Source organism: Bradyrhizobium glycinis (assembly GCF_016031655.1).
Lineage (GTDB): Bacteria > Pseudomonadota > Alphaproteobacteria > Rhizobiales > Xanthobacteraceae > Bradyrhizobium > Bradyrhizobium glycinis.
Window position 1 is genome coordinate 1 of sequence record NZ_JACCHQ010000027.1, and the last position, 24,589, is coordinate 24,589.

At 58.6% G+C, this 24,589-nt stretch carries 18 protein-coding genes and 2 pseudogenes; 12 read left to right on the plus strand and 8 right to left on the minus strand.

All coding sequences use genetic code 11. From position 1 onward, the window contains the following. Positions 1–133: 133 nt before the first annotated feature. Entirely contained in the window at positions 134–781 is a 648-nt protein-coding gene (locus HZZ16_RS29630) for an FkbM family methyltransferase (protein ID WP_197953432.1), read from the minus strand. A gap of 954 nt (positions 782–1,735) precedes the next feature. Further along, positions 1,736–2,055 (minus strand): annotated as a pseudogene (tnpA, locus tag HZZ16_RS29635) (IS200/IS605 family transposase). 489 nt (positions 2,056–2,544) lie between these two features. Between tnpA and HZZ16_RS29640 the strand changes: the two are divergent. The 5 genes and pseudogenes from HZZ16_RS29640 (at position 2,545) to HZZ16_RS29660 (ending at position 9,197) form a co-directional block, all read left to right on the plus strand. Further along, positions 2,545–2,859 (plus strand): co-chaperone GroES, encoded by a 315-nt coding sequence (locus HZZ16_RS29640; protein WP_197953433.1) that lies wholly within the window; start codon positions 2,545–2,547, stop codon positions 2,857–2,859. A 74-nt stretch (positions 2,860–2,933) separates the two neighbouring features. Then, complete coding sequence (gene groL, locus HZZ16_RS29645; protein WP_197953434.1) at positions 2,934–4,574, plus strand: chaperonin GroEL; 1,641 nt, start codon at positions 2,934–2,936, stop codon at positions 4,572–4,574. A 630-nt stretch (positions 4,575–5,204) separates the two neighbouring features. Next, positions 5,205–6,749, plus strand: coding sequence for an acyl-CoA dehydrogenase family protein (locus tag HZZ16_RS29650; protein WP_197953435.1), 1,545 nt, complete (start codon positions 5,205–5,207; stop codon positions 6,747–6,749). Between the two features lie 1,620 nt (positions 6,750–8,369). Continuing rightward, positions 8,370–8,669 (plus strand): annotated as a pseudogene (locus tag HZZ16_RS29655) (transposase); the annotation flags it as partial. A gap of 270 nt (positions 8,670–8,939) precedes the next feature. Next, positions 8,940–9,197: a hypothetical protein gene (locus tag HZZ16_RS29660; protein ID WP_197953436.1), complete on the plus strand. Its 258-nt coding sequence runs from the start codon at positions 8,940–8,942 to the stop codon at positions 9,195–9,197. Positions 9,198–9,712: 515 nt separating this feature from the next. Here HZZ16_RS29660 and HZZ16_RS29665 read toward each other — a convergent pair. Further along, on the minus strand, positions 9,713–9,940 hold the full coding sequence (locus tag HZZ16_RS29665; RefSeq protein ID WP_197953437.1) for a hypothetical protein: 228 nt from the start codon (positions 9,938–9,940) through the stop codon (positions 9,713–9,715). Between the two features lie 121 nt (positions 9,941–10,061). Here HZZ16_RS29665 and HZZ16_RS29670 point away from each other — a divergent pair, with 121 nt between their 5' ends. Next, the gene (locus HZZ16_RS29670) at positions 10,062–10,385 is read left to right on the plus strand and encodes an ATP-dependent DNA ligase (RefSeq protein WP_197953438.1); all 324 of its coding nucleotides are present in this window, start codon (positions 10,062–10,064) and stop codon (positions 10,383–10,385) included. A 2-nt stretch (positions 10,386–10,387) separates the two neighbouring features. Here HZZ16_RS29670 and HZZ16_RS29675 read toward each other — a convergent pair whose 3' ends face one another. Beyond that, positions 10,388–10,555 (minus strand): hypothetical protein, encoded by a 168-nt coding sequence (locus HZZ16_RS29675; RefSeq protein WP_197953440.1) that lies wholly within the window; start codon positions 10,553–10,555, stop codon positions 10,388–10,390. A 61-nt stretch (positions 10,556–10,616) separates the two neighbouring features. On the opposite strand from HZZ16_RS29675, the gene HZZ16_RS38000 reads away from it, so the two are divergent. Beyond that, positions 10,617–10,751 (plus strand): hypothetical protein, encoded by a 135-nt coding sequence (locus tag HZZ16_RS38000; RefSeq protein ID WP_283815878.1) that lies wholly within the window; start codon positions 10,617–10,619, stop codon positions 10,749–10,751. Positions 10,752–11,310: 559 nt separating this feature from the next. Here HZZ16_RS38000 and HZZ16_RS29680 read toward each other — a convergent pair. From HZZ16_RS29680 to HZZ16_RS29690, 4 genes are all read right to left on the minus strand, one after another. Further along, on the minus strand, positions 11,311–11,877 hold the full coding sequence (locus tag HZZ16_RS29680) for a hypothetical protein (protein ID WP_197953441.1): 567 nt from the start codon (positions 11,875–11,877) through the stop codon (positions 11,311–11,313). A gap of 859 nt (positions 11,878–12,736) precedes the next feature. Beyond that, entirely contained in the window at positions 12,737–13,123 is a 387-nt protein-coding gene (locus tag HZZ16_RS38455) for an Arm DNA-binding domain-containing protein (protein ID WP_197953507.1), read from the minus strand. A gap of 1,088 nt (positions 13,124–14,211) precedes the next feature. Continuing rightward, positions 14,212–14,631 (minus strand): DUF7694 domain-containing protein, encoded by a 420-nt coding sequence (locus tag HZZ16_RS38595; RefSeq protein ID WP_446479850.1) that lies wholly within the window; start codon positions 14,629–14,631, stop codon positions 14,212–14,214. Beyond that, entirely contained in the window at positions 14,613–14,774 is a 162-nt protein-coding gene (locus HZZ16_RS29690; protein WP_197953442.1) for a hypothetical protein, read from the minus strand. Before HZZ16_RS29690 ends, HZZ16_RS38595 begins: the two co-directional genes overlap by 19 nt. A 3,233-nt stretch (positions 14,775–18,007) precedes the next feature. Between HZZ16_RS29690 and trpD the strand changes: the two genes are divergently transcribed. The 5 genes from trpD to HZZ16_RS29715 all read left to right on the plus strand — a co-directional run bounded on the left by trpD (position 18,008) and on the right by HZZ16_RS29715 (position 24,101). After that, positions 18,008–19,018 carry an anthranilate phosphoribosyltransferase gene (gene trpD, locus HZZ16_RS29695; RefSeq protein WP_197953443.1) on the plus strand — a complete coding sequence of 337 codons (1,011 nt, stop codon included), beginning with the start codon at positions 18,008–18,010 and terminating at the stop codon, positions 19,016–19,018. A gap of 243 nt (positions 19,019–19,261) precedes the next feature. Continuing rightward, complete coding sequence (locus HZZ16_RS29700) at positions 19,262–19,447, plus strand: hypothetical protein (protein ID WP_197953444.1); 186 nt, start codon at positions 19,262–19,264, stop codon at positions 19,445–19,447. 740 nt (positions 19,448–20,187) lie between these two features. Continuing rightward, on the plus strand, positions 20,188–21,312 hold the full coding sequence (locus HZZ16_RS29705; RefSeq protein ID WP_197953445.1) for a M20 family metallopeptidase: 1,125 nt from the start codon (positions 20,188–20,190) through the stop codon (positions 21,310–21,312). 956 nt (positions 21,313–22,268) lie between these two features. Then, on the plus strand, positions 22,269–22,532 hold the full coding sequence (locus HZZ16_RS29710) for a hypothetical protein (RefSeq protein ID WP_197953446.1): 264 nt from the start codon (positions 22,269–22,271) through the stop codon (positions 22,530–22,532). Positions 22,533–22,802: 270 nt separating this feature from the next. Beyond that, complete coding sequence (locus HZZ16_RS29715; protein WP_246510522.1) at positions 22,803–24,101, plus strand: preATP grasp domain-containing protein; 1,299 nt, start codon at positions 22,803–22,805, stop codon at positions 24,099–24,101. Positions 24,102–24,589 lie beyond the last annotated feature (488 nt).

Genomic DNA, 24,589 nt, shown 5'->3' on the forward strand with positions numbered 1-24,589 from the left:
GCCCAAGCGGATGTCCTGCGTGGGGTCTTGAGTGGCAAAGACCGGACTCCCCGTCCCAGTTCTGTGGCTTTGGTGACATAGAACGCCCTGGTGAGATCTTCCAGCGATCAATGAGGCGTCCTATGAGTATACACTAGAAGCGCACATTCTTGAGCAATACATCACCTTCCACGGCGCGTGGGTAGTGGGCAGCCACCTCGAATGAAGGTAACAGGTCCAGAATGGCTCGCATGGACAACTGCCCTTCGTAGAGCTCGCGATCGCTATATTCCGTGTAGATGAAACGCGTGTTGCTTAATGTCTGCATGCCGCCGGCGATAACATCAGCTTCGGCTCCCTGGACATCCATCCAGATGAAATCGACTGTGTTCAGCTTGGCTTCGCTGCACCAGTCGTCCAATCTCCGCGTTTCGACCGAAATAGGGCGGTCGAACCGAACCCAATCATACTCGGTCAGATGATTTTTCGGGCGGCGTATTGAGCCGGAGAGGTCCCATTCCTTCGCCTCACCATCTGCATTGCTTGGATGGAAGTCGATCATCCCGTTCCGATCGCTGATGGCGATTTCAAGCAACTTCACCCTGTTGAGAGATGCGCCCAACTTCTTCTTGAAGCGCGCGATTGCTCTGGGGTCTGGTTCAAAGCAGTAGAGCTGAGCTTGCGGGCACAGGTTGAGAAACTGTTGCGTATCGGTCCCGTCATTGCAGCCAATGTCCAGGATGACGGGATTCGGCTTCTGAAGTAGCGAGACTATGTGCTGGTGTACTTCTAGAGATGACACGGTGCTTGTTCCATTGGGCGCGGGGCTCGGGTGAATTTCGACTCCGAAGCCGAAATCACACGCTAGACGCGGCCGCACAACGCATATCAAGGTATACAATTCATATGTCGGCCCGTCCCCTTGATCCATGACGGCTATCGCGTGCCATCGACATCAAAAGGGAAACCTGTCGCACCGAGAGGTACGGCGCCCCCCCGCAATCCAAATTCGAACCCACGCCGGCAGACGCGCTCTCCGTGGGCCAGATCATTGTCTGCGGCTCGCGATGGCCGAAAGATCGGCTTCGCTTGAATGTCACCTGTCGGCTATTCTCTTGGAGCGTTCCGGGCAGAGTGATCTCTCGTGCTCAGCAATAGCCAATCAGCTCGATCACGGTTGCGCGAATGTGCTCTGCCGACCGCAGTTTGCCATCTCGGATTCGCTAACGCAATTTGCAAGCAGCTGCGGGGGATCCCATCCTCGGAATACTTTATTCTTCTGAGAAGCGCGGCCGCTCTCAAAGCCCAAATCCTGCGGGCAAGCAAGCCTCCGCGGCGTTGGCGCAGATCTGTTCGACCGCTATCGGTCTTCAAACGATCGGGAAATTCAACAGATTTTGAGCGACAGTGCCGCGGCTGGGCGTCGACAATTCGATACAAATCGATCATGTCCTCTCTTGAAGCACGCCCTCTTACGGGAAACATAGGCTGATCTTTTCGAGATAGTTGGTACTTGCTGTATGCGAGGCTAAGTCAAATTTATCGAGCGCCGCGCTTCGATGAGTCTGGTGCACCGTAGGTTGCGCCGGCATCAGCTGGTAAGTATCAACGGCAAAGCCGGGCCTTGCGAATTGAGACGCTCGAAGCGGCCATGGGCGACGCTGGCGCGCCCCGGTTTTATTGGCCGCCCGAAGGCGACCTTTGCGCCACATGTTCATTGGTCGAGCCGGGCGTCCTCGGCCTCCTGCTTACGGGTTTATTCCATGATCACCGCTTCGTCTCGACCGGCGGTGGAAACGACGTATCCCCGGGTCCAGAAGTGCTGCCTACGAAGTTGTGCTTCCTCTCTCCATAGACCCGCGCCAGATGGACAGCGTTCTTGTCCTAGATGTACCCTACCACTTGCGACACCGCACATCCGGCTGTGATAACGCTCATCATGTGAACATGAGCGCGCATCAACTGCCTCTCCTCGAATCCGAATTCCTTCTGCACTGCCAATCTGCGGAACACACCGCGGAGCTGCTGCCTCAACTCGTCTACAGCGTTCCTGCAACACTTGGTAATGAAGAGCACATGATCTTTGCACTCGCATTTGCGTTGGCTTAGGCTCTCGTGGTGATGGTGGGTCGAAAAGTTCCTTCTCGTTTCCGTGGTGGCTCACCAGCCGCAAATTTCGTCGATGGACGCGCCTGAAATGTCAAACTTCTGCTGCCTTCCCGGCGGAGCCGGGGGGTAACCTAGATGCCGCCGTCAGAGCTAGCAATATGTGCGGTCCGGCCACCGTCCTCGAAACACGCGGCGCTTCGATCGGTATAACGCGCGACCGTGCTATGTTGAGAGACGCTCGTCTCAATCCGGGTGTTTCGGCGAAACGTGATGTCATTTTCGCAACAGCTTGACGAGCTGTGTACATGAGGGCGTTTGATTTCAGACAAAGACACGGAGCACAGGCAACTGTTCATCGGAATTTCAGCGTACAGCTCATTTGGCCTGACTTTTGCTACACTTGGGCTGGTCACTATGTGACTATCTCTAACTTGTTCGAACGCTCAGGAGACTTGCATGGATTTCCGTCCGCTTCACGACCGCGTCGTGGTCAAGCGCATCGACGCCGATGAGAAGACCGCTGGCGGCATTATCATTCCGGACACAGCCAAGGAAAAGCCCTCGCAGGGCGAAGTCGTCGCCGTTGGCCCGGGTGGCCGCGACGAAGCTGGCAAGCTGATCCCGATCGACATTGAGGTCGGCGACCGCGTGCTGTTCGGCAAATGGTCCGGCACGGAGGTCAGGATCGAGGGGCGCGACCTGTTGATCATGAAGGAGAGCGACATCCTGGGCGTTCTCACCGACGAGATTCCCAAGAAGAAAGCCGCCTAACTCGCACAGCTCACCTCCTACGAGCGCCCACCGGGCGTCTTGAAGGAACAACAATAAGAACTGAGGAATTCTTTATGTCAGCCAAGGAAGTCAAATTCGGAGTAGACGCGCGGGATCGCATGCTGCGCGGTGTCGACATCCTCGCCAATGCAGTGCAGGTCACGCTCGGTCCGAAGGGTCGCAACGTCGTGCTCGACAAGTCGTTCGGTGCTCCCCGCATCACGAAGGACGGCGTTGCCGTCGCCAAGGAGATCGAGCTCGACGACAAGTTCGAGAACATGGGCGCGCAGATGGTGCGCGAAGTCGCCTCCAAGTCCGCTGACGCGGCCGGCGACGGCACCACCACCGCGACCGTCCTAGCCGCCGCGATCGTCCGTGAAGGGGCCAAGTCGGTTGCCGCCGGCATGAACCCGATGGACCTCAAGCGCGGTATCGACCTCGCGGTCGACGCTGTCGTGGCCGACCTCGAGAAGAACTCGAAGAAAGTCACGTCCAATGACGAGATCGCCCAGGTCGGCACCATCTCGGCCAACGGTGATGCCGAGATCGGCAAGTTCCTTGCCGACGCCGTGAAGAAGGTCGGCAACGAGGGCGTCATCACCGTCGAGGAGGCCAAGTCGCTCGAGACCGAGCTCGACGTCGTCGAGGGCATGCAGTTCGACCGCGGCTATATCTCGCCCTACTTCGTCACCAACGCCGAGAAGATGCGCGTTGAGATGGACGACGCCTACATCCTCATCAACGAGAAGAAGCTCTCTTCGCTGAACGAGCTACTGCCGCTGCTTGAGGCCGTGGTGCAGAGTGGCAAGCCGCTGGTCATCGTTGCTGAGGACGTCGAAGGCGAAGCCCTCGCCACCCTGGTCGTGAACCGCCTGCGTGGCGGCCTGAAGGTCGCGGCCGTCAAGGCTCCGGGCTTCGGCGATCGCCGCAAGGCCATGCTGCAGGACATCGCGATCCTGACCGGCGGCCAGGCGATCTCGGAAGACCTCGGCATCAAGCTCGAGAACGTCACGCTCAACATGCTCGGTCGCGCCAAGAAGGTGATGATCGACAAGGAGAACACCACGATCGTCAACGGCGCCGGCAAGAAGGCCGACATCGAGGCGCGCGTCGCCCAGATCAAGGCGCAGATCGAGGAGACCACCTCGGACTACGACCGTGAGAAGCTCCAGGAGCGTCTCGCCAAGCTCGCGGGCGGCGTCGCGGTGATCCGCGTCGGCGGCGCGACCGAGGTCGAGGTGAAGGAGCGCAAGGATCGCGTTGATGACGCGATGCATGCGACCCGCGCCGCCGTCGAGGAAGGCATCCTGCCGGGCGGCGGCGTCGCCCTGCTCCGTGCCTCCGAGCAGCTCAAGGGCCTGCACACCGAGAACGACGACCAGAAGACCGGCGTCGAGATCGTGCGCAAGGCGCTGTCCTGGCCGGCCCGCCAGATCGCGATCAACGCCGGTGAAGACGGTTCGATCGTGGTCGGCAAAGTCCTCGACAACGAGCAGTACTCTTACGGCTTCGATGCCCAGACAGGCGAGTACAGCGACCTTGTCTCCAAGGGCATAATTGACCCGACAAAGGTCGTTCGTACCGCGGTCCAGAACGCCTCCTCCGTGGCGGCACTGCTGATTACGACGGAAGCGATGGTTGCCGAGCTGCCGAAGAAGGCCGCGGCTGGTCCAGCAATGCCTCCGGGCGCCGGCATGGGCGGGATGGACTTCTGATCCACACTCTCGAAGTGTCGATGACATGCAGACCCTGGCAGGAATGCCAGGGTTTTTATTTCGGGCGAGCTTGCAATGCAAAGCACAACCCTCTGCCTACCCATATGAGGGTAGGGCCAGACTTAATTTGCTTGCGGCTTTTCTTCGGTAACAACAGGGTCTAAGTCACGGGTGCCTGTGGCGAGAGATCAAGGTCGGCGGCGGTGAGCACGATGAAAGTGATCTGCTCGCAGGCTCGAGATCATTCGCTTAATTGGCGCGGCGCGTCTTTCTTCGGTATCTCGAAGTGGCAGTGAACATGATAAATGCCATAAGTCACGTGCCGCCTCCCTATGCTGGCGATAGGGCACGACGGACGTCTCCACAGGAGGCCATCTTTTTTACGAAACACCACTCGACCGCGCTGAGTGTCTTGAGGAGAATGGAACGAGACTGAAAACGAGCGTGCACTCCGGTAGGTCATAGCGACAAGACGCATCTTAAAGCCCGCGGGGCGGTCGCAACCAATCCAAGTCCCAGGCAGCGTGCTTATACTGCCCCCACATCCATACTATACCAATGTCTAACCGAGCGAGCCACCGGGATGAATTGGCACGAAGCGCGGCCGGGATCATTGTGGGGCTTATGGCTATGAACACTCAGGTTTACGCTCGTTTCGGCGAGCCGCAAGAACGCACAGCTGAAGGCCGTGCAGCTGCACTATACTCCAGTTTGATCGCTGATCTCAGCCAGCTGAACTTCGCGGACGCGGATGACCGCCGAGCATTCCCGCCAACCCTGCACAGCACATTGGCAAAGCATGGACTGTTCGGGCTCACCACACCAGGAGAGCACGGCGGATTAGGCCTTTCCCTGCAGGAGGCCATCGACCTCATCTCCGCCACTGCATCCTTCGATGTCTCCGCTGCCTCTACCCTCGTCATCCATAACTTTTTGGCGTTGCCCTGCATCGAAGCGGCACCGCACATCCCCGAACAAAAACATATCATTTGTGGTGCAACACGCGGCGATCTCTGCGCTTTCGCGTTGACCGAGCCTGGAGCTGGCTCCGCCCCGAGGCATATAGAGGCTTCCGCTCTCATGCACGGAGATAGAGTTCGTATCTCGGGCCGCAAGATCTGGATCGGCCTGGCTGACTGGGCTCGCTGGATCGTTTGCTTTGCGCGCGCGTCTGGTCCCGATGCGAAAGGTCGGCTCGTTGGTGTACTCGTTGATAGGCAGGCCCCAGGCCTAAAGGTCACGCACGAACATCGCACACTCGGTCTACGTGGCATTATTCAGAATACTCTGGAGTTTCAGGATGTCGAGGTGCCGCGTGCTTACGTGCTCTCTCGCGATCAAGACGGCTGGGGCGCGGCGGCGTCTAGTATGAACCGCGGCCGTATCGGTGTGGCTGCTATGGGTCTTGGAGCGCTTGAGCGCGCTATCCAGCTCGCAGCCTCTTATGCAAGCCATCGCCGACTTGGTAAACTTCGCATGATCGAGAACAGCTACATCTGGCAGTTGTTTGGGCAGATGGTGCTGCGGCGGGAAGTAGTAAAGGCGATGCTGGCCGCTTCCTGCCGACTAATTTCAGCGCAGGGCGCGCCCAACGTGCACCTTGCTTCGGCAACGAAGGTTTTGTCCTCGGAGTGGTGCGGCATTGTCGCTGATCAATGCGTCCAGCTGGTAGGCGGCCGTGGTTACGATGAGGGGACGCCTCTAGCCAAAATATACCGAGACGCTCGCATCCTCCGCATCTTCGAAGGTCCGACTGAGGCGCTCCTATCACATCTCGGCCGCTGCCTGCTCTCCAAAGCCACACGTGACGAGATAAGCGATCTCTTTCGGTCACTTGGTGCGTCATCAGTCCATGCTGCTGCAATTGAGGAACTCTCTGCGTTGAATGAGACAGACGGTGCCGTGCTGATCTATGCGGGTTGGCTCACCACGCTGGGGCTGGCCCACGCTGTGATGTCTTCTGGTCGGTTTTCTATCTCCGATTGCACAGAAGCAGCGTCCGACCTGGTCAGGTCCGAATTGGCAGTGCTCCGTACACGCGCACCGGCACCGCAATCTTTCGAGGATCGCAATCGCGCGAGCCGGACTCTAGCCACCTTCCTTCGAGACATCTCTTGTTCCATTCGCTCCCCTGTCCTTACAGATGATCACCTCAAGTTGGTGCAGTATGTCTGAGGCGTAGCGGATTCCGGACGTGTTTCCGCGTGCTAATGCCGCGCGCGATGAGACAGCTTCGGAAGCCTAAGGTGTGCCTGAGCACTGCCGGAATCCGGCAGCCTCAGCTATGAGGCCGTAACCGAGATCGGGCCGGGGCAGCGCTGGCCGCAGCCAAGGCTTACGCGTTCAGCGGGCGACCGTGCTGCCACGTCGACCAACAGCGACGAGACAGGGGTGGGCCGCCACGGTGTGCTACCAGCCTGGCTCCAGCCCGGCTGATGGAGCGCGGACTGCCATCGGGAGACATGTCACGCCGTCAGTCCCGATTACATCGTGGTGATCTCGCAAGGCATCGATCCCCTGTGTTCGCCGTCGAACCAGGAGATCACTCGTTGAACGCCTTCTCGGCGCTGTTGACGCCCACAATGGGCATTGTTGGTCGAGACGCGGCTTCGGCTATTGCTTTCCGCGTCCCACGCCTCTTTGTAGGGATGGATCAGCCGAACATCGCGGCCGAATTTACCGATCTCCCGTGCCTAATCATGGACGCTGGCGCAGGCCTTCAACGCGAATCAGCGAGCAATCTGCTGTGGTTGAGCTTTCCTACCGAGAACGGTCCTTTCGTCTACCTAGCGCCGTGGAACTGGAATACGTCCTCGGCCAATGCACCAATCATACTATGCTCAGAGCACGGATGCCCTCCGTTGACGATCCTTAACGAGACCTTCGGAGGCAAGCTGATCGACCTGATAACCGTAACAGGCGAAGGCTGGCCAGAGGGGTGGGTTCTAGACAGACGGAACCGCCCCACTCCGGCTATCCTTCTTTTGGCAAATCGCGTCGGGATCGTCAGCTTTCGGAAAGCTGGTCCACGTACAATGCCTTTGAAGTTAGCGGAGCGTGGCAGGGACAGCGCTTGCCCCGTGTATGCGTGGGGTGTTTGGGCGCCGAGTCACGTTTCTGCTAACTTCGATCAGTAGTGCGGGCGTGGCAGGGACAGCGACTGATCCATCCCAGCCCGATTGGCGCCGAGTCGCGCCCGCGCTACTTCCGGTGTGAGACTGGGATTATATCGAAGCCACGGGACGACAATCGTAATAGCGACTTGCGCGCTACGCGGAGAGGGTTAGGGGCCGTAAGTTTAGAATGCCACCTCCCATTGTTCGGGAAGTAAATTGGCAAATGACCTTGTAGTTTAGCTCGGTGCAACGCTCGACCAGTTCCAAAGAGTTATGGATCCGGCTGAGGACATCGCTCCCGGTCTGTTTGAACCGTGAGGCTTAGAACGAACACGGTGCAGACTATTATCGCTCTCGGTTCGGGGTCTCGAGGTCTTCACCAGAGCCGAGCGTCAGCTGAAGTGCAGGAACGAGACAATGCGGCGGTTGCTGCGGAGCGCGTGGCGAGCGTCGACTGTCCTGTTCGCTGGGGCGACCGGCATGCATTGTCGGCCGTGGTCGCTGTTTGGCTGGCGCCGTCGGTAGAAAAGAGGCCGGCGATGCTCGAAGCCGGCGAACCACAGTTTGTGTCGTCCATGGTGGATGCCTGGTGCCCGGAGGGGCATAGAGGATCAAAAACCATACGAGGAGCTTAACCTTCACACGGGAGAGGTCCACCCACCACCACTATCGCGTCATTGCCGACATTCACAGCGTTGCCACCCACAAGACCGTGGTCCATTCGCGTGACGAGTATGTCCGCTACGAAGCTGGCGAAGCGATCTCGACCAACATGGTTGAGGCCTACTATTCGATCTTCAAGCGCGGCATGAAGGGCGTCTATCAGCATTGCAGCGAGAAGCACCTGCATCGCTACCTTGCCGAATTTGACTTCCGCTATTCCAACCGCTCCGCGACCGGCGTTGAGGACGGTGAACGTGCAGACCTTGCCGTCAAGGGCGCGGCTGGCAAGCGTCTGCCGTATCGTCAATCTCACTAAGCGCGATCTATCGCGGCTGGCCCGGCGATTCGTGAGACGGCGCGCAAAGCGCAAAAGTAAAAAGCGCGAAAGTAAATAGCTGTTAACGACTAGGTATGGACTCCATACCGATTCGCATCCACACTTGTGCGTTGAGTCGGAAAAGCCCGCCCTTGCCGGGGCGGGCCTCCGATACCGCAACCGACATCTGGGGTCGATCGCGGTCCAATGGGTCAGTTAACAACTGGAGTAGACTCCAGATTCCGCGTCGATCACGCCATGGGCAGATGCGTGACCGAAGATATTCAGTTCCGGCAACGTTCCAAGATGCTGGGCAAACTTATCCAAGCTCAGCACCATCCGATTTCTGAAGTGTGGAAGAACGTCGCCTCCGACCTTCAAGACCTAGAACAAGATCGCAATCTCATTGTTCACGGACTTTGGCAGCGCGTAGATGGCGTTCCTCATGCCGCCGCCTATTCCCTTCGAAGGCGCCGAAAAGGCGCGCCACCGTCAAAGGTCTATGGCGAAGGCTTCCCTCCTGAGTGAATTCTGGAAATCAGTGAACGCATTTCCGCCGCGTGCCACTACCTTGAAGAACTACGCGGCGTCATCGCTCACGCAAACGAAGCATCTCAGAAAAAATCCGAGAAACCAACTCGGTCTCGTTAGTCCACCCCCGCAAGCTCGTTACGCCCAGCCTGGATCATGGCTGGAGTTATCTCGACATCGGGCGCGCCAGCGGGCAGCGCCGAAGCACCGCCCACAGCGCGCCAACTAGGTTCTGTACCGTGTGGTGTCAAGCATATAATCCCCAAAACGAAAGCCCGCTCGGGTTGACCGCAGAGGGCTTTAAGCGTTCTGGCGGCGCTTCCATCCCTGCGGGGGTGGGATCGCGTCATGAGCCTGCGCGAGAGTCTCAAGCCACGCCGCAACGCTCGCCGGGATGTCCGCCTCTCCCGATGCCCAGCGCCGGACCAGTCGGTCGTCGCATTCGAGGATCGCGGCGAGGCCCCGCTGCGTCCACCGCAGCGAGGCCAGACACTCGGCGAAGCGGTTCGGGGTCATGCCCCGAACAACTTCATAAACGCCGCGCCAGCGCCGAACAGAGCGGCCTCGGCCGTCATTCCAGCGACTGCGATCTGCCAAGGCGCGAGGACCATGTCGCGGGACAGCTTGCCACGTTCGGCCATCAGGTTGTGTTGCTCGGCGACGAACTTGCGGGTCTCTTCTTGCATGCGCTCGATGCGCGCGACCTGGTCTTGCTGATCCATCGTCGTAGCTTCCGTCATTGGGGTTTCCCTCACAATCGGCCGGGGACAATTCCGCTCAGCCTTGTCCGCAATATGCGGACATAATCGCGAATGTCAATAGCGGACTCCACTTCCGTAAGATGGTGACTACATCCCGCACATGCAAAAGCGTATCGAGTATTGCACGCCGAAGGCCGTGAAAGCCGCACCGGACGGACCCGACTGGATTCTTGAAATCAAGATGGACGGTTATCGCGGTCTCCTTCAGCGGGATGGCGACCGCGTCCGACTGTTGTCCAAGGCGGGTCTCGATTGGACGTGGCGCTACCCACTGATCGTCGAAGCCGCCCTGAAGCTGCGGACCCAGCACTTCGTGCTCGACGGCGAGATCGTCATCCTCACGGATATTGGCGATGCCGACTTCGACGCCGTGCAGGCCACTGCTGCTACGGATCAGTGTGCCGCATTACTGTGCTGGGGCTGAAGTCATCGAGGGATCGTGTCCGACAATGTCGCGCCGATCATCTGCTGCACGCTGTGATGGCGCAACGAGTACTTGATTGTCACGTGGCCCCTGAAGCTCATCAAGTAACTGTTGTTCCAGCCGCTGAAGCTCATCTGAAGCGTCAGGGGCTGGCCAGGGCTGGGCTTCATCAAGATGATCCATCATGCGCGGAAGCTCACCCTCAGGGAGCTGCTCTGAACGGAATGCGGCTTGCGCCTCGCTGAAAGCCGATGGAGCGGAGTGATCATCTCGCCGTTCCTGAAGCTCCTCTGCTGGTTCGTCATCAAGCAGCCGCCGAAGCTCCTCTGGCAGGAGCTGGTCGCGATCAAAGTAAGGTCACCCTGATCGACGGAGAACGACAGAGCAGGTTGGCTGTCCCGTCGTCCCTGAAGCTCATCAGGCAACTCTTGTTCCAGTCGTTGAAGCTCCGCGACGGAGGCTGGTGGCGGCATGGCTTCATCGTCCCAGATGATCCAGCACTCGCCGAAGCTCACCCGCAGGGAGCTGCTCTGAACGGAATGCGGCTTGCGCCTCGCTGAAAGCTGCCGGTGCGCGGTCCGCGTCGCGGCTGTACGGGTTAAACCATCCGGTGCGGACCTCTACGCTAAGCGCGTCGTCATTTAATCGCCGGTGGCTGACTCAACTCTTCCGCAAGTTCAGAAAAGCGCTTTCGGCACCTTGCAATCTGGTCATCCAATTCACCGGTAAGTCCGAAGCAAATGCCGTCCCAGAAGTTTCGCTCGGTTTTCCATTTTTTGTGATCCGGTTCGCCGCTGACCGCAGCTCCATCAATAAAGCAGCAAAGCACATTCGCACCTTTTCTTCGGGCGATGATGGAAACTCGTCATCAAGGGCAAGCGTTTAGCGCCTCGCCTTCTTGTGTGCCAGCGCTTGCTGTAGTCGATTAGAGCTTGGCGACGGAACTAAAGCGCATCGTGAACACAGGATCTGTCATCGATCCATCTAGCGTGACACTCTGCTCGCGCACGCAATCGACGTCAGACGACGTGAAGCTCCCAGAGAATCGGACGAGATCGCCACGCTTCATTCCAGCAAGACTCTTGAATAGGGAAGAGGTAGGCTCAATGAGCGTGCGAGCACCTATGTCGGAGAGAGCGTTGTTCCAAGTAGCGACATGCACGTCAGGAGCCAATTCGATACTGACGACACCTTTTCCGTCGCCGTTCGAGGTGAGCTGTGCGATCTTTCCCACCCATCCCGTGGCGCTTTGACCTTGCAGCGCGTTGCAGATCGCTTGCTTCCGACTGCTACGAGCTCCCCCGGCAGCCAGCTGGTTGTTTGCAGCTTTATAGGCGGACTTTGCTGTAGCAACAGAGCGAACAAAGCCCACTTGATCGTATGGAAGCGGAACAGATGGGGGCGGCGGAGCCGATTTTCCGTTGCCAACGATCATACCAATGAGCAGCGCACCAATTCCGCAGCCAGCAGCGAGCTTGATCGCGATATTCATGAATCCTCTCCCCCCATATCAAAGGTTGCCGCACCAATTACATTCGCGCGGTCACTGGCCTGTTAACGACACACGAGCGCAGTAGTCGTGCTTAGCTAATTGCTTTCGCATTTGGATGGATTTTAGCTATCGAGGATCGCATTTAGATGCTTTGCAAATGCGCCCAGCGCCTCGCGCTTCTCGTCTGCATATTGGTGCTTGTTATACCTGCGCTGTAAGCCCTGACTATGTGCCCGAGGACGGCATCGCGTACCTCCTGCGGGAAGCCCAACGAGGCGAGCCTTGTTTCGCAACTAACTGGGAAGTCGTGGAGCGGTAAGGCGCCTTCACGCCCGAGGCCTCTCCAGCTGGGTCTTGGCCTTGCTGAAGCCCGACACCGGCGTCGTCCCGCTGGTGGTGAACAGGTTGCCGTTGCGCTCCGGGAGCGCGTCAATGATTGCCATGGTTGCATCGCAGATTGGCACGAGGTGGTCGCGCTTGGACTTGTATCGACCGGAAGGTATCTCCAGCAGGCGCTTGCCCTGGTCCTGCTCCGAACGCTACGCCGCGGCCCAATCGCCGCGCCCTTGGCAGGTCAGTAGGAGCAGCTAGTAGGTCGGCCCGAAGGGGTAGCTCATCTCGGCCGCGCTGCGCCAAAAATCTGCCGGAGTTCGTCGTCGGTCAGCGCCCTACCCGCCTCGTAGTTGGCGCTCAGGACGCGTCGCCGCAGGCCGTCCAGCGGGTTGGCGTGCACCAACTCGCGGTTGATGCACTAGTTGAAAAAGCGCGACAGGTTCTTCCACACCTCTGGGGCCATGCCGAGCCGGCCCTCCTCTACCATCGTGTCGAGCAAAAGCGGTCGCTGGCCCAAGCGAAGTCGTCAGGTTGATTTCCCGCTGGGCTGGCGCGGGTCGCGGCCTTCGCTCGCGGCCTGGAGCGCCTGCCGGGGTTTGTCCCGGGCCTCCCGCAATGCAACGTGCGGCCATGTGCTCAAGGTGATTCGGTGCGCCTTACCGGTGAGCAGCCATCCGCTGGGCGAGATGCCGCCCTCCCTGGCACCTTGTAGACGACTGTAGGACTTCAGGCCGCTCGGCCGGACTCGGAGGAATAGCCCAGGGCAGAGTTCGTCCTCGTGGGCGATATCGCCGCTCGGCGCCGCCTCCCGGCGGTCGTACCGCAGCTGTTCGAGGAGAAGATCTTTAAACGTAGGCAGGCCATTCGCGCGTGCTCCGGGGAAACGAGGGGAAACGAACCCTATCCCGCATATCCCACAATGAGCAACATTCCATCTCCTTTACTGCAGGTTGAGGGGCCTCCGAAACTCCTCTTCAGCCAAGCTCTAACGAGGCGTCAGTCTTGCTTGAATGCAAGCGCAGACCACCCAGACTCTGACGCGCCATAGCATATCAACCCGAGTGATTGGCGGCTTCTATCTCTGAACATTCGCCCTCTCTGCACTGCTTCCGAGAGCTACTGTCGAGCGTACCGCTCCAACATCTGACGGGCCGCGGTAAACTCCGGTATCACGTCGGGCGTACGTTGGGGGCGGCAACACTCCGTGTTTCCGGCCGTGGTTTTGCACCGTCGGAGCTGGTGCGGCTGTCCGGTGTCGATCACGAAAGGATCGGTCTGTGGGATCGACAAGGCGCGTTGCACTACGTCCCCTTTGTGTGGCGACCCTCGATCTATGAGGTCCGTTGGGTTGTTGTTACTGTCTGCGGCTTTTGAGGAGATCACCATCTGATCTGACCGAACAGTAACTTCTCCACTGTTAGGATCAAAGAAGGTCGTCATTCCATTCAATGCCGACGCGGCGAATGTGAGCGCCAAAACGCAAGCTAGATTGTCGGCGGCCCCGGCTCGTGGCCGACCTGGCTCCTGGACAGCGCCTTCGTCAAATTGTGTTCGGCGGTCGCTTTGGCTTCGATTTCGGCATTTCACGTTATGCTGTTCGGCCACATGCGTTTCGCTCCAGAGAGCGCGCAATCGCTCCGACCGATCGCAAGTGATTGCCTTGTGGCAAGCCGTCGGCCGGATGAGACGTCGTTGTTGGGCCAAACCGACCTTCAGCACTGTTACACAAACTCCGGTTTGAATGCCGCCAAGATTCCAATTCCAATCTTTGTTCCTCCGAAGCATATTGGTCTCACGCGCATGCGAGACATCTCTTGAACCGGATCAGTGCGCTGTCAGCGGCTCCTTCGAAAGCGCCGGATTCAGGCTTGGCACCGCCGCACGGTGCAACAAGCGACCAGTCCTGACATATATCCGCCTGTGACGCCTCATTCTGGCGGCGCCAACCGCTGCTTCAGCACTGCTCGGCCTCAGCGCGGGATATCGCTAGCTTGAGCCCCATCATTCCGCCGCGCCCATCCGGGCAAATAACGTTGCCGCTTCTGATGGCCCTAACCCAACGACGCCTACAAAGCTCGGCGGCGGCATTGGGATGTCCCAATGGATGGGTCTCCACAAGTGCAGGCAGTATCGGCTGTTATTCACATACCGCGAATGTGGCGGGTGCAATTGCATGACGCACTCCTCTTCATCCCAGAACAGATCTTTGACAAAGCACATTTCGTCCCAATTCGGACAGCGCCGCGGCGTCGAGACAGCAACGTGCTCCCAGCCAGGCCGGACAAATGCAGTTATCTTGAGTTCGCACCCGCAAGGCCCCTGCACAAAGAACAGGCCGCAAGGACCGGATCCAGGAAGGGTCGCGAGCCGGCCGCTTTGCACGCGGCCGGCCTCCAGCTTCTCTATGATCTGTGCTCGCACGCTGCCTCCTTTGCCTCTCGGATCGCCTTGAACTCGACATAGATGACGTTGTCTCGCGACTGAGCAACCGGCTCGGTCCTCCCGCCGCCGTTCCTGTACCACTCTTCAGCGAACCATCCGAGAAAGCCGTAGATCTCCATCATCGCCGTTCTCTTCTGTTAGCCATTCTAACGCACGCATTGTCGCCGCTTAGCATTGCAACGGCCCGCTTATTGCCTGACCACGAGCCGTGCACGATCCGCCGAAGGCGACTCAGTCCGGGGACTGCAGATTCCAGCTCATAGTGGGCCGACGGGCCAGGCACACTCCGTCCAAGCCGCTCTCATGCGGCGCATCTTGCTCATCGATACCAGCTAGTGCTGGACGTACATCGACTGAGACAGAGCAAGTGCGTCATCACCACCAATATCTACCATCGCGCTAAGCAAGCGTTCGTGGCCGCGCCATTTTATGTGTCTGGTGGCAACCTGCTTGAGCCCATGATGTCCGCCGTAATGGCGCGTTACAGTCTTCGATCAAGCGATCGTCATCCTGGCAGGCTCCCCGTAGTGGATCCTTGAAGTTTACGTTGCATGACCTCGCCTAACCAGTGGCGACACTAGTTAAGCTTCGCGGCGATGCCGCTTTATCGGGCTCTGATACAATGTCAATGCGCATCTATGTAAGCCCGATCGATTCGCATCGGGCCCAAAGCGAACGGGCTCGCACCAGAGCCGTGGACGACTGGCATGAACTGTCTGCGAGCGGATAACATCCAGCGCACCGACTGCTCTCATTGAATGCAACTTTGACCGTCGGGCGATTATTCCGCGCCATCACGTGCAACTCCTGACGCATTGTTTCTGGTGCGACGCTCGCGACGCGCTCAGCCCTTCGCTGCTAACGCAAGTGTTCTCTTTCAGACGCCTACGTCGTGAATCCGACCACCTGCCGCGGCTCCGTGCCACCCAAGGCCGTCGAACGCGCCTTCTTTCCTTCCATCAAAGCGGTCCCAGCACTTCCGCGTCGTGGCATGTAGATTGCTGTGGTGATGGAACGCGCCCTCCCCGTGGCGATGATGCGCGAGCATATCATCTGCTAGATGCTCGCCGCGCAACAAACCGGGAATCTGATCCCCGCGCTTTGAGAGAGGACCGCGATCGTATGAGCGATACCAGGCATGCAAACTCTCGCCGTTTTCCATGGACCCGCGTGACGCGTGATGAAATGACACATTGGCGCGCACCAAAGCACTCAACGGTCGTATACTTAAGACCCGATTGTCGCTCCCCGCACGCGCGGAGGAGGTGGAACGTGGGGCTTCTGGCTGCACTACTCGTAAATGCGCTGCTTTGGGTTGGCATCTGCTGGATCCTCGCAGCGCTCTTCTGAAATGATCTAGCGGATGACACGCGTACGAGGGGCTTTCCGGAGCCGCTCGCATGCCGCGGCCGCGACGAATGCGCGCAACCAATCGGAAGACCTCTTTCACAGACTTGGTTCAAGGCCTCACTTGGGGCGCTTACCTGGTCGTAAGACCCACACCTCCGGCCGACACAAATCGAATATTGAGGCATGAGGCAATGGTCTCGAGTTCGATATGCTGCCAACTCACCGGCCTGGACCGCAGACGCGACGAAGCGCCAAACAAAGGACCTGTAACGGATCAACACGCCCACCGCGGATGGCGCGGCGGCCTCTATCTTCAGCGCGAAGTCCTGACCGCAATGGAGGTCTAGGGTTGCGTGCCCTCTAATAAGAGAATTACCTTTCGAGAAGCTGACTAACACGAGTAGACCTGAAGCGAGCGGTGGGCAGGCGGCCTCCTTCGCTGCGGCCTCTCGCCCTCGATGTAGGGTCGCGATCTAGAGCGCGACACAGGACCGCCGGGATGCCTCGCCAGACTGTCCGCCTCACGGTCCGTGCAAGCGCCACCAACATGCATGTTGAGCCACCGCTTGCCTAGTTCTTTGGGCCGCGGAGCGATCAACAGGCCCGAATCTGCGCTCTACAGCTCTTCCTCAGGCCACGTATCGTCCTCTTTTCTGCGCGCCCGCCACAGGTAGGCACGCTGAGCCAGCTTGTCGTATTCCATGGCAATCTTAAGCAGCCTGTCCTTTGCTTTGCCATCAGCAAGCGCTTCCGCTTTTCTACGCGTTGCCTCCGCACGGCCTCGCCAGTGGTCGGATTGAAAGAGTATGCTTTTCGGATTCATGCTGAGAGCATGGAGTTTTTAGATCAAAGAAATGAGACACCGGCACTCCGTATAATCACGTAACAGCAACGCTAGCGGCCTCGGTCGCCGACGGTGACAGTCGCCATTCAGAACATGAAAGTCCGTTGCAGCTTAGGCTCCTGAAGAGTGCGCAGCTCTGACATCCTCAGACGATCGGACGCACAAGGGGCTTGAAACGCACGTAGCGTTAGATTGTACGATCCTGGACAGGTGAAAACCGCCTCCGAACTTCCTGACAGATCATGAGAATTGCGAATGTCTCAATCTGCCCGTACCGACGATGCGCGAGCATATCATCGACTAGATGCTCGCCGCGCAACAAACCGGGTTTCTGATCCTCGCGCTTTGAGAGAGGACCGTGATCCTATGAGTGATACCAGGCATGCAAACTCTGGCCGTTTTCCGTGAACCGGCGCGACGCGTGATGAAATGACACATTGGCGCGCACCGAAGCACTCAACAGTCATATACTTAAGCCGCGATGGTCACTCCCGGCACGCGCGGAGGAGGTGGAACGTGGGACTTCTGGCCGAACTCCTCGTAAAGGCGCTGCTTTGGGTTGGCATCTGCTGGATCATCGCAGCGCTTTTCTGAAATGATCTCGCGGATGACACGGGCACGAGGGGCGTTCCGACGCCTCTACCAACCGCGGCCGAGTACGGCGTATTCCGACTGTAAGGCAGGATCGAACACGGGGCGCTCACCGCCTCATGCGGGCGCTCGATCTACCCAGTGCCAATACTCCGAAGCAGGTAGAGGAAGCCGCTTCAATGATCCAAGACGCGGCGGCGCGCACAGCTAAAAGGCTATGAAGCTTGCGGTGATCCGGCCGGAACACCGCAATACAGAGACCGCTGCCGACGCGGCAAGCGGGCGCAACAGTTCCATCGGTCCTGAGCACCAAGAAGCCACAATGTTCTGACTGGCCGGCGATCTCCTTCGACGGCACCACGAAATGTCGAGCTTGATCCTCACGTTGCGTCAGGTTGTACCCTCGCCGCGGGTGCCCATAGTCGATGACTGCCGCCTCAACCCTCAATAAGGCCATGCCACGTGCGGATGGGTCGGGCAGCTGTGTAAAGGCGCCCGCGCCAAGTCTCTTCGACCATACCTCGTTAGACGGCAGAGACCGAGGTTTGAAAAAGGAACGTTTTAAGTTCGATGGAAGCGCTTAGATTGATCATCGGAAAAGTTGCGAGCGGCGCCACTCTGACACGAGAGGAAACTGCGGCAGCCTTCGATAGCATGATGTCGGGTGACGCGACTCCCTCCCAAATTGGTGGCTTGTTGATGGGGATGCGCGTCAGGGGCGAGACGATCGACGAAGTCACCGGCGCCGCGTCCGCGGTGCAGAGTAGAATGCCGCGGCTCGAGGCGGCGTGCGACGCCGTCGGTATCACTGGCACCGGCGACACCGCTGCGTATTCGCTCAACGTGTCGACGTGTGCTTCCTTCATCGTTGCTGGTGCCGGCATTCCTGTCACTAAGCATGTCAACTGCGCTGCGTCTTCGGCCTCAAGCGCCGCAGACGTGTTGACGCGCCTGGGCGTGAAGGTCGATCTCAAGCCTGAGACTATTGCACGTTGTGTGCAAGAAGCCGACATTGGCTTCTTGTTTGCGTCAGCCCGCTACCCGGCAATGCAGCGTATCGGCCAGATCCGGACCGCACTTGGAACCCACACGATCTTTAATCTGGTCGAGCTTCTGTGCAATCCGGCGCGGCTCAAGCGGCAGATTGTTGGGGTATTCTCTCCCGAATGGGTGAAGCCTCTGGCGTACGTTTTGAGAAACCTTGGTGCCGAGTCGGTATGGGTTGTTCATGGCTCGGACGGGCTCGATGAGCTAACCCTCACAGGTCCAACCTATGTTGCCGTGCTTGAGGCAGGTATAGTCCGCACTTTCGAAGTAACGCCTGAAGACGCCGGGCTCCCCCGCACCCGGGACGGGCTTGAGAGCAGCGATGCCGAGGCGAATGCGGTTGCTCTGAAAAATGTGCTTGATGGCGCGCCAGGCCGATTTCGCGACGCGGCGCTTTTGAACGCGGCCGCGGCATTAGTCGTAGCCGGGCGGGCCTCGACACTACGGGAAGGCGTCGCGCTTGGACAAGAATCACTTGATGGCGGCGCGGCGTCCGCTCGATTGAAGCGCCTGATCGCGGTTTCGAACCCGTGAGAGGGAGCTAACTGATGTTGCGGTATTTCGACCAAGACTGCTGCTCACTAGCGCCAAAGTGCGAACCGGGGTCACTCGTGCGGAACTTCAAAGAGCGTGCGCCGCCTGCGCTCGCGGTAATCAAGGCAAGTTGGGCCGAGAACCGACCTGAGGGCCGACTTTATCGAAGACAGCTTGTTGCAGCTCCCGTTCCCGCCGAGCTGACGACCGTGACGAAGCGCTGCACGCCGAAGGAGAGAATGGATGAAGTTCGCGCAGCACCTTGAAACGCTCGAATCTATCGCAGTCATCGAACACATTATTCGGAAGTTCCGGGAATTGATCGATACAGATGGCTCGATTCCGCCGGAGCTACGGGGTGCGCTGCACGCGACGCTCGATAAGCATCTTCTTGAGGCCAAAAAGCGTATTCTCCTAAAGGTGCATTAGGTACGGGTGCCGTCTACAGACGGAGACATTCTGGCGGCGCGCGCCGGTCCGCAGTAGGCATCCCCGCGGCCCAGCGACGCTCCAGCCCATTTGGTCGGATCGCGACCAAACTGCATCATCGGCCGCCGTCCTATGCGGCTTCCTAGTTGAGGCGCGTTCTGCTGAAGCCCGTTGCGGTGCCAATTCCCAGTTCTGCCGCTGTAATCGCCGGTCCCGGTAACAAGGCGAGATACTGCATCCATCTGGTCATGCGAACTATCGCGAGCGGTGTCACCATCGTGACGACCGGAACGGCAGCCGCACGTGGACCGATGGTAAGCTTTATGACGAGGAGCGGCCTGCCTGGTTCATCAATGCCTGCTCTGACTGCTCCGTCCGGCGATGAACGTGATACGTCAGCGTTGGTTAGCGAGCGACCTGTGTCCAAACTCGTAGGGTCACTTAGTGAGGGCAATGCCATTTGAGCGGACGTCGTAGGAAGATCCGATAAGAATAATTCACCCCACCAGCACTGCCTTCTCATCGGGCCGCAATGTGCTGAAAACTACCAGCTTTGGTAGCTCAGTTAAACTCGACAGTCTCATAGATAGTTGGCGCAGCAAGATCAGATCCGGAGGCAGGCCTTCAGTCGCAACGGCTCGCGACTCTTTAGATCCTTCGGACTCGACACTGGTGTGAGTACATTGGCGATGTGATCTTGCCGATGCGAGGACAATCGAATTCAAAGGCGTCAGACAAGCATGTCCAGCAACTCATTCGAAATCGTCCCAATTCTCGACGGTATTCGCCGCTGGGTCATGATCGAATCTCCCACGGAGCAGCCGGATCAGGTCAACAGACTGGCTGATGTCGTCGCAGCAGGCTATCGCGGCCTGCCGGCCAGCGTCGAGCGCGTTGCGGGACGTGACGGCTGCGGCGATCATTTGATCATCCGCTCTTCTTGGGGGCAGGGCGTACCGGGCATTTTGGTCTTGAGTCATCTCGACACCGTTCATCCAATGGGATTTATCGAACGGCTACCATTCAAAATTGAAGGCAACAGTGCTTTCGGCCCCGGCATCTACGACATGAAGGGCGGCGCCTATCTCGCCTATCAGGCATTTCGGCAAATCTGCGCTGATGACGTACGCCCGCCACTCGGCATTACCCAGCTCTACGTTTCGGACGAGGAGATCGGCAGTCCAACTTCGCGCTCGCTGATCGAGGCCGAAGGCCGGCAGGCCAAGTACGTGCTGGTGACCGAGCCGGCGCGCAAGGGCGGCGAGGTCGTCACCGGGCGCAAAGGCGTTGCGCGCTTCAACGTATTCATCAGGGGTGCGCCCGCGCATGCCGGCACGCGGCCTGAGGACGGCCGCAGCGCGATCCGAGAACTCGGCCATGTAATCCAGACTCTGGAGTCAATGAACGATCTTACGCGCGGTATCACCGTCAATGTGGGCGTCGTCCGCGGCGGCACCAGGCCGAACGTGATCGCGGAACTGGCCCATGCGCAGGTCGACGTGCGTGTCCCAACCATGTCGCATGCCGACGAGCTGTTGCCCAAGATTTTGGGCATCAGCTCGCGCACCGAAGGCATCAGGGTGAAGGTATCAGGCGAATTGATCCGTCCGCCATATGAGAAGACTAGCGCCGGCGCTGCGCTTTTCGCACACGCCAAAACGCTTGCCGCCGAGCTTGGACTAGAGCTGCTCGACAGCTTCAGTGGCGGCGGCTCCGATGCCAATTTCACCGCGCGGTATACCGCGACCCTTGACGGTCTTGGCGTCGAGGGCAAGGGAGCGCACACCCATTATGAGCAACTCTACATCTCGTCGATCGAACCTCGGACGCGGCTTCTGTACCGCCTGTATCAGACGCTACGATAGTGCTGGCATCGATCGAAGTCGGTAGCAACGACCCCCGTTGATGACGGCCTCCCGGCACGTTTGCAGGGTCGTTTCTCAACGACGCTGCGCCGAGGCTGCCGGCTCATCCAAAGCTACGGATCGGCAGCATTTGCCATCGCACGGTTGGCGCTCGATAGAAGTGACTAAGCTATCCAATGACGACGACGCGGATTTCAGGCGCGCAATCGGCCGTAAGGCCAGCGAGCACGAGATCTCCCGGCAGGGCAGCCTTTTCGACAATAACTCATCGGCAGCGACTCTGATCTCACGGCAGACGAACCTTCTTGACGCGAATCGCAGCGCTGGATGCTTCGACGCCAGACCAGCCGGCGGACCTTTTCGGCAGCCTGAGAGCTTGGCCATGTTCTCACAGGCGATCAAAAAGAGCTTGAATCTGACGTAACGTTAAATTGTACGGTCTTGAGGTTGGCACCTATCTTGGTCTGCCGCCAAGATCGTGAAGGATTGGGAATGTCTCAGCTGATCAGATCCACGCCCCGATGGTTGGTCATGATCCTTACCTCCGATGGCGGATCGCTCCGAAGGGCTATGCAGCGAGTGCCGGCTACCGCGCTATCCCTCACATATAGCTATGAAACCGTCGGCAGCCTAGAACGGAGACTATGTGGCTCTCTTTGGAGAGCCGTTGAGGTCAGAATTGATCGGGCCAGAACTCCAGGCGAAGCCTGCGGAGGACGCTGCTTCCTGAATCTGAACCAAAGGCCTCCTGCAGCTCGACAGCGCGCCAAACTTGGTCGGCTGAATCGGCTTTCCGCTCTGTTCAAACCGCTTTCCCGAGGCTGCAGTGACTTTTCATCGCGCAAAGGGGCGACAAACTGCCGGTCTGCGCAGGCTATGAAAGTGCCTGAGCTGCAAGTGCCGCTCTGCCCAACACGCGGGGTCGCAGATATTGCTTGGCATTCCGGAGCAGCAAGTTGAAAGAGCCCGACGGTGTCAAAAAGGTTCTGTTAGTCAACCATATGGAAGGCCAATGCCGTTGCATCATCGGCTTCAAAGATGGAGACGCCAGAGAGCCCTATATGTGCGGTGAACCTGTATATCAAAAACGCGACAAGAAGCCGTCGTCCTGGTGTGCCTATCACTACCGACAGATGCACGCGACCACCGCCGAGCAGAACAGAGTGAGTGATGACTCGCCCGAAATCCCTCAAGTAGCATTCATTGTTCGCAACCCATGACATGCATCAAGCAACCGGATTGAGAGGCTGTGTCTATATGTTGCTGAAGGAACTCGCGACGCGTTCAGCCTGAGAGGAGCGTCAATTGAGATCGGCGTATGGAGGCGGCTTGTGCTCTCCTGCTACATCGTAGGTGACATCGAGACGTTGCGAAATCAACCTTCGCGCGGCGCTTCACCACGGCGCAGCAAGTGCATCATTGTTGGCATGATGATCACTGCCTGATCGCGCCTAGATGCCCGAAGGCCGCACATGCCGCGAATCTTGATCATGAATGCCGGTACGGCTCAAATGTCGGGCGCTGATCTGACACCAGCCCAACTTTCGCTGGCCGCGCACTCGGCACACCGTTCAGCGTGGTTTGCTCAGCCCGGCGACGTAATAGTCTCCCCGGTAGTGATCCCGGCCGACGTGTTCGCCTCCATTGGAGCGACACTCGATTTCGACGCATCGACCGTTTTTCTGCTTGTACCTGAAGGCGACGGCCAATCGCCGGTGCTTGATGACTGCACACTGCTTTCTGAGGCTGTCGTTGAGCGGATCAAGAAACATATTCGTCAGAACTCAAACTGGCGATTGTATCCCTGCTACTTTACTGAAGGCGTCGCACGCCTGGCGGCCATGCTGGGCATACCGCAGACCGGCGACGGCTTCGCTCTGCAGCGAGGACCTGATCTGTTGAATCGCAAGAGCCACTTCCGTCAATTGGCAACAAGCGTCGCACTTCCGCTGCCCAATGGATCTGTTACGACAGACTCAAACGAACTATTGAGAGCGATCACTTCCCTCAGATCCGAAACCGGTAGAGTCATCGTAAAGCTGGACAATGGAGCCGGCGGAGTCGGAAATGTCATCCTGACGAGCAATGAAAGCGATCCACTACCTGGGGCAAGAGATACCCGCCGAATTCCATGGCGATCTTTTGATCCTGACGCGCTTTGGTCTGAGATGACAACAGCCTCGTGTAGGACGCTGGTCGTGGAATCGTACCACCTGGCGCGATCTTTGTTTTATCTTGAGTATGAAATCGAGGAAGATGGTTCAATCGTTTATATCAACAGTGGAAACATACGTCTGCGTAAAAGCACCGATCGAACCGAAAGAGCTTTGATCTGGACAGGACTTGAGCTTCCAAGCAATTTGAGGAACGAACAATGGCTGGCTGCCCAGGCGCACGCCTATCGATTTGTGGCGCTCGCGCGAGACCTGGGTTATCGCGGGATGATCAACATTGACGCCATTCTCGCGAAAGACGGACGGTTGCTGTTTAATGAAGCGAACGGCCGCTGGGGCGGCGGCTCGGTGTTACACAGTATTGCCGTTCGGCTGCTGGGCTTCGGCTATTCTGGCTGTAACGTTATTTTGTCAGTCAGAGACGTTCGATCACGGTCCGTCCAAACCGCGCATGATCGTTTCCGCAAGGAAGGATTTCTGTTCGACCGCACACGCAAAGAGGGGGTGATCCCGCTTGCCGCCGACGAAGAGGCAGGCACGGTGGAGTGCCTCGTGATTGCGCGCGACAGGCCCGCAGCCCGCCATCTGGAGCACCGGCTACTGGGAACAGTCTGATTGACATCCCGTCGACCATATCTGTGGGCCGCTCAATTCACCCGAACTTCTTCGTCTGGCCCCACTTTGTCAGCTCCAAGGGCTGACAATCCTTGGTCCGTCGGTCCTCAACTGCCTGCCGATGAGGTGTCGATGAGCAGCGGTTCATCATCGGGCGCCGCCCGCCAGAATCGTTCGCTCCGCAAATCATGGCCGTTCTGCTGCCGGGCCATGCAGGCAGGAGCCGAAACGTGCAGCGATCTGTCCTGCGACGGTGTTGTTGTGAGACCCGGCAGAGTCATGGTGATAAAGCAACGGGCCGGCACACGCCGATCAACCAGCAGCAGCGACCAATTGGCGCCGCCGCCAACCGTTGTTCGCCGACACGAAGAGAACTAGCCGGTAATGTTGTTATTGGGACTATTGACGATCTGCCGGAAGCTTTGGGCGCGCTCGCTCCGGCGCAGGCTGCTTGCTCGGATTGAACGAATAGAGTCTGGGCGGCGGGG

What these genes read in the sequence shown, in the direction of transcription:
- HZZ16_RS29640 (WP_197953433.1), top strand. Translation starts at nt 2,545, where the DNA reads ATGGATTTCCGTCCGCTTCACGACCGCGTCGTGGTCAAGCGCATCGAC.
- groL (WP_197953434.1), top strand. Translation starts at nt 2,934, where the DNA reads ATGTCAGCCAAGGAAGTCAAATTCGGAGTAGACGCGCGGGATCGCATG.
- HZZ16_RS29650 (WP_197953435.1), top strand. Translation starts at nt 5,205, where the DNA reads ATGAACACTCAGGTTTACGCTCGTTTCGGCGAGCCGCAAGAACGCACA.
- HZZ16_RS29665 (WP_197953437.1), bottom strand. Translation starts at nt 9,940, where the DNA reads ATGACGGAAGCTACGACGATGGATCAGCAAGACCAGGTCGCGCGCATC.
- HZZ16_RS29670 (WP_197953438.1), top strand. Translation starts at nt 10,062, where the DNA reads ATGCAAAAGCGTATCGAGTATTGCACGCCGAAGGCCGTGAAAGCCGCA.
- HZZ16_RS29675 (WP_197953440.1), bottom strand. Translation starts at nt 10,555, where the DNA reads ATGAAGCCCAGCCCTGGCCAGCCCCTGACGCTTCAGATGAGCTTCAGC.
- HZZ16_RS29680 (WP_197953441.1), bottom strand. Translation starts at nt 11,877, where the DNA reads ATGAATATCGCGATCAAGCTCGCTGCTGGCTGCGGAATTGGTGCGCTG.
- HZZ16_RS29690 (WP_197953442.1), bottom strand. Translation starts at nt 14,774, where the DNA reads ATGATGGAGATCTACGGCTTTCTCGGATGGTTCGCTGAAGAGTGGTAC.
- trpD (WP_197953443.1), top strand. Translation starts at nt 18,008, where the DNA reads ATGGAAGCGCTTAGATTGATCATCGGAAAAGTTGCGAGCGGCGCCACT.
- HZZ16_RS29700 (WP_197953444.1), top strand. Translation starts at nt 19,262, where the DNA reads ATGAAGTTCGCGCAGCACCTTGAAACGCTCGAATCTATCGCAGTCATC.
- HZZ16_RS29705 (WP_197953445.1), top strand. Translation starts at nt 20,188, where the DNA reads ATGTCCAGCAACTCATTCGAAATCGTCCCAATTCTCGACGGTATTCGC.
- HZZ16_RS29715 (WP_246510522.1), top strand. Translation starts at nt 22,803, where the DNA reads ATGAATGCCGGTACGGCTCAAATGTCGGGCGCTGATCTGACACCAGCC.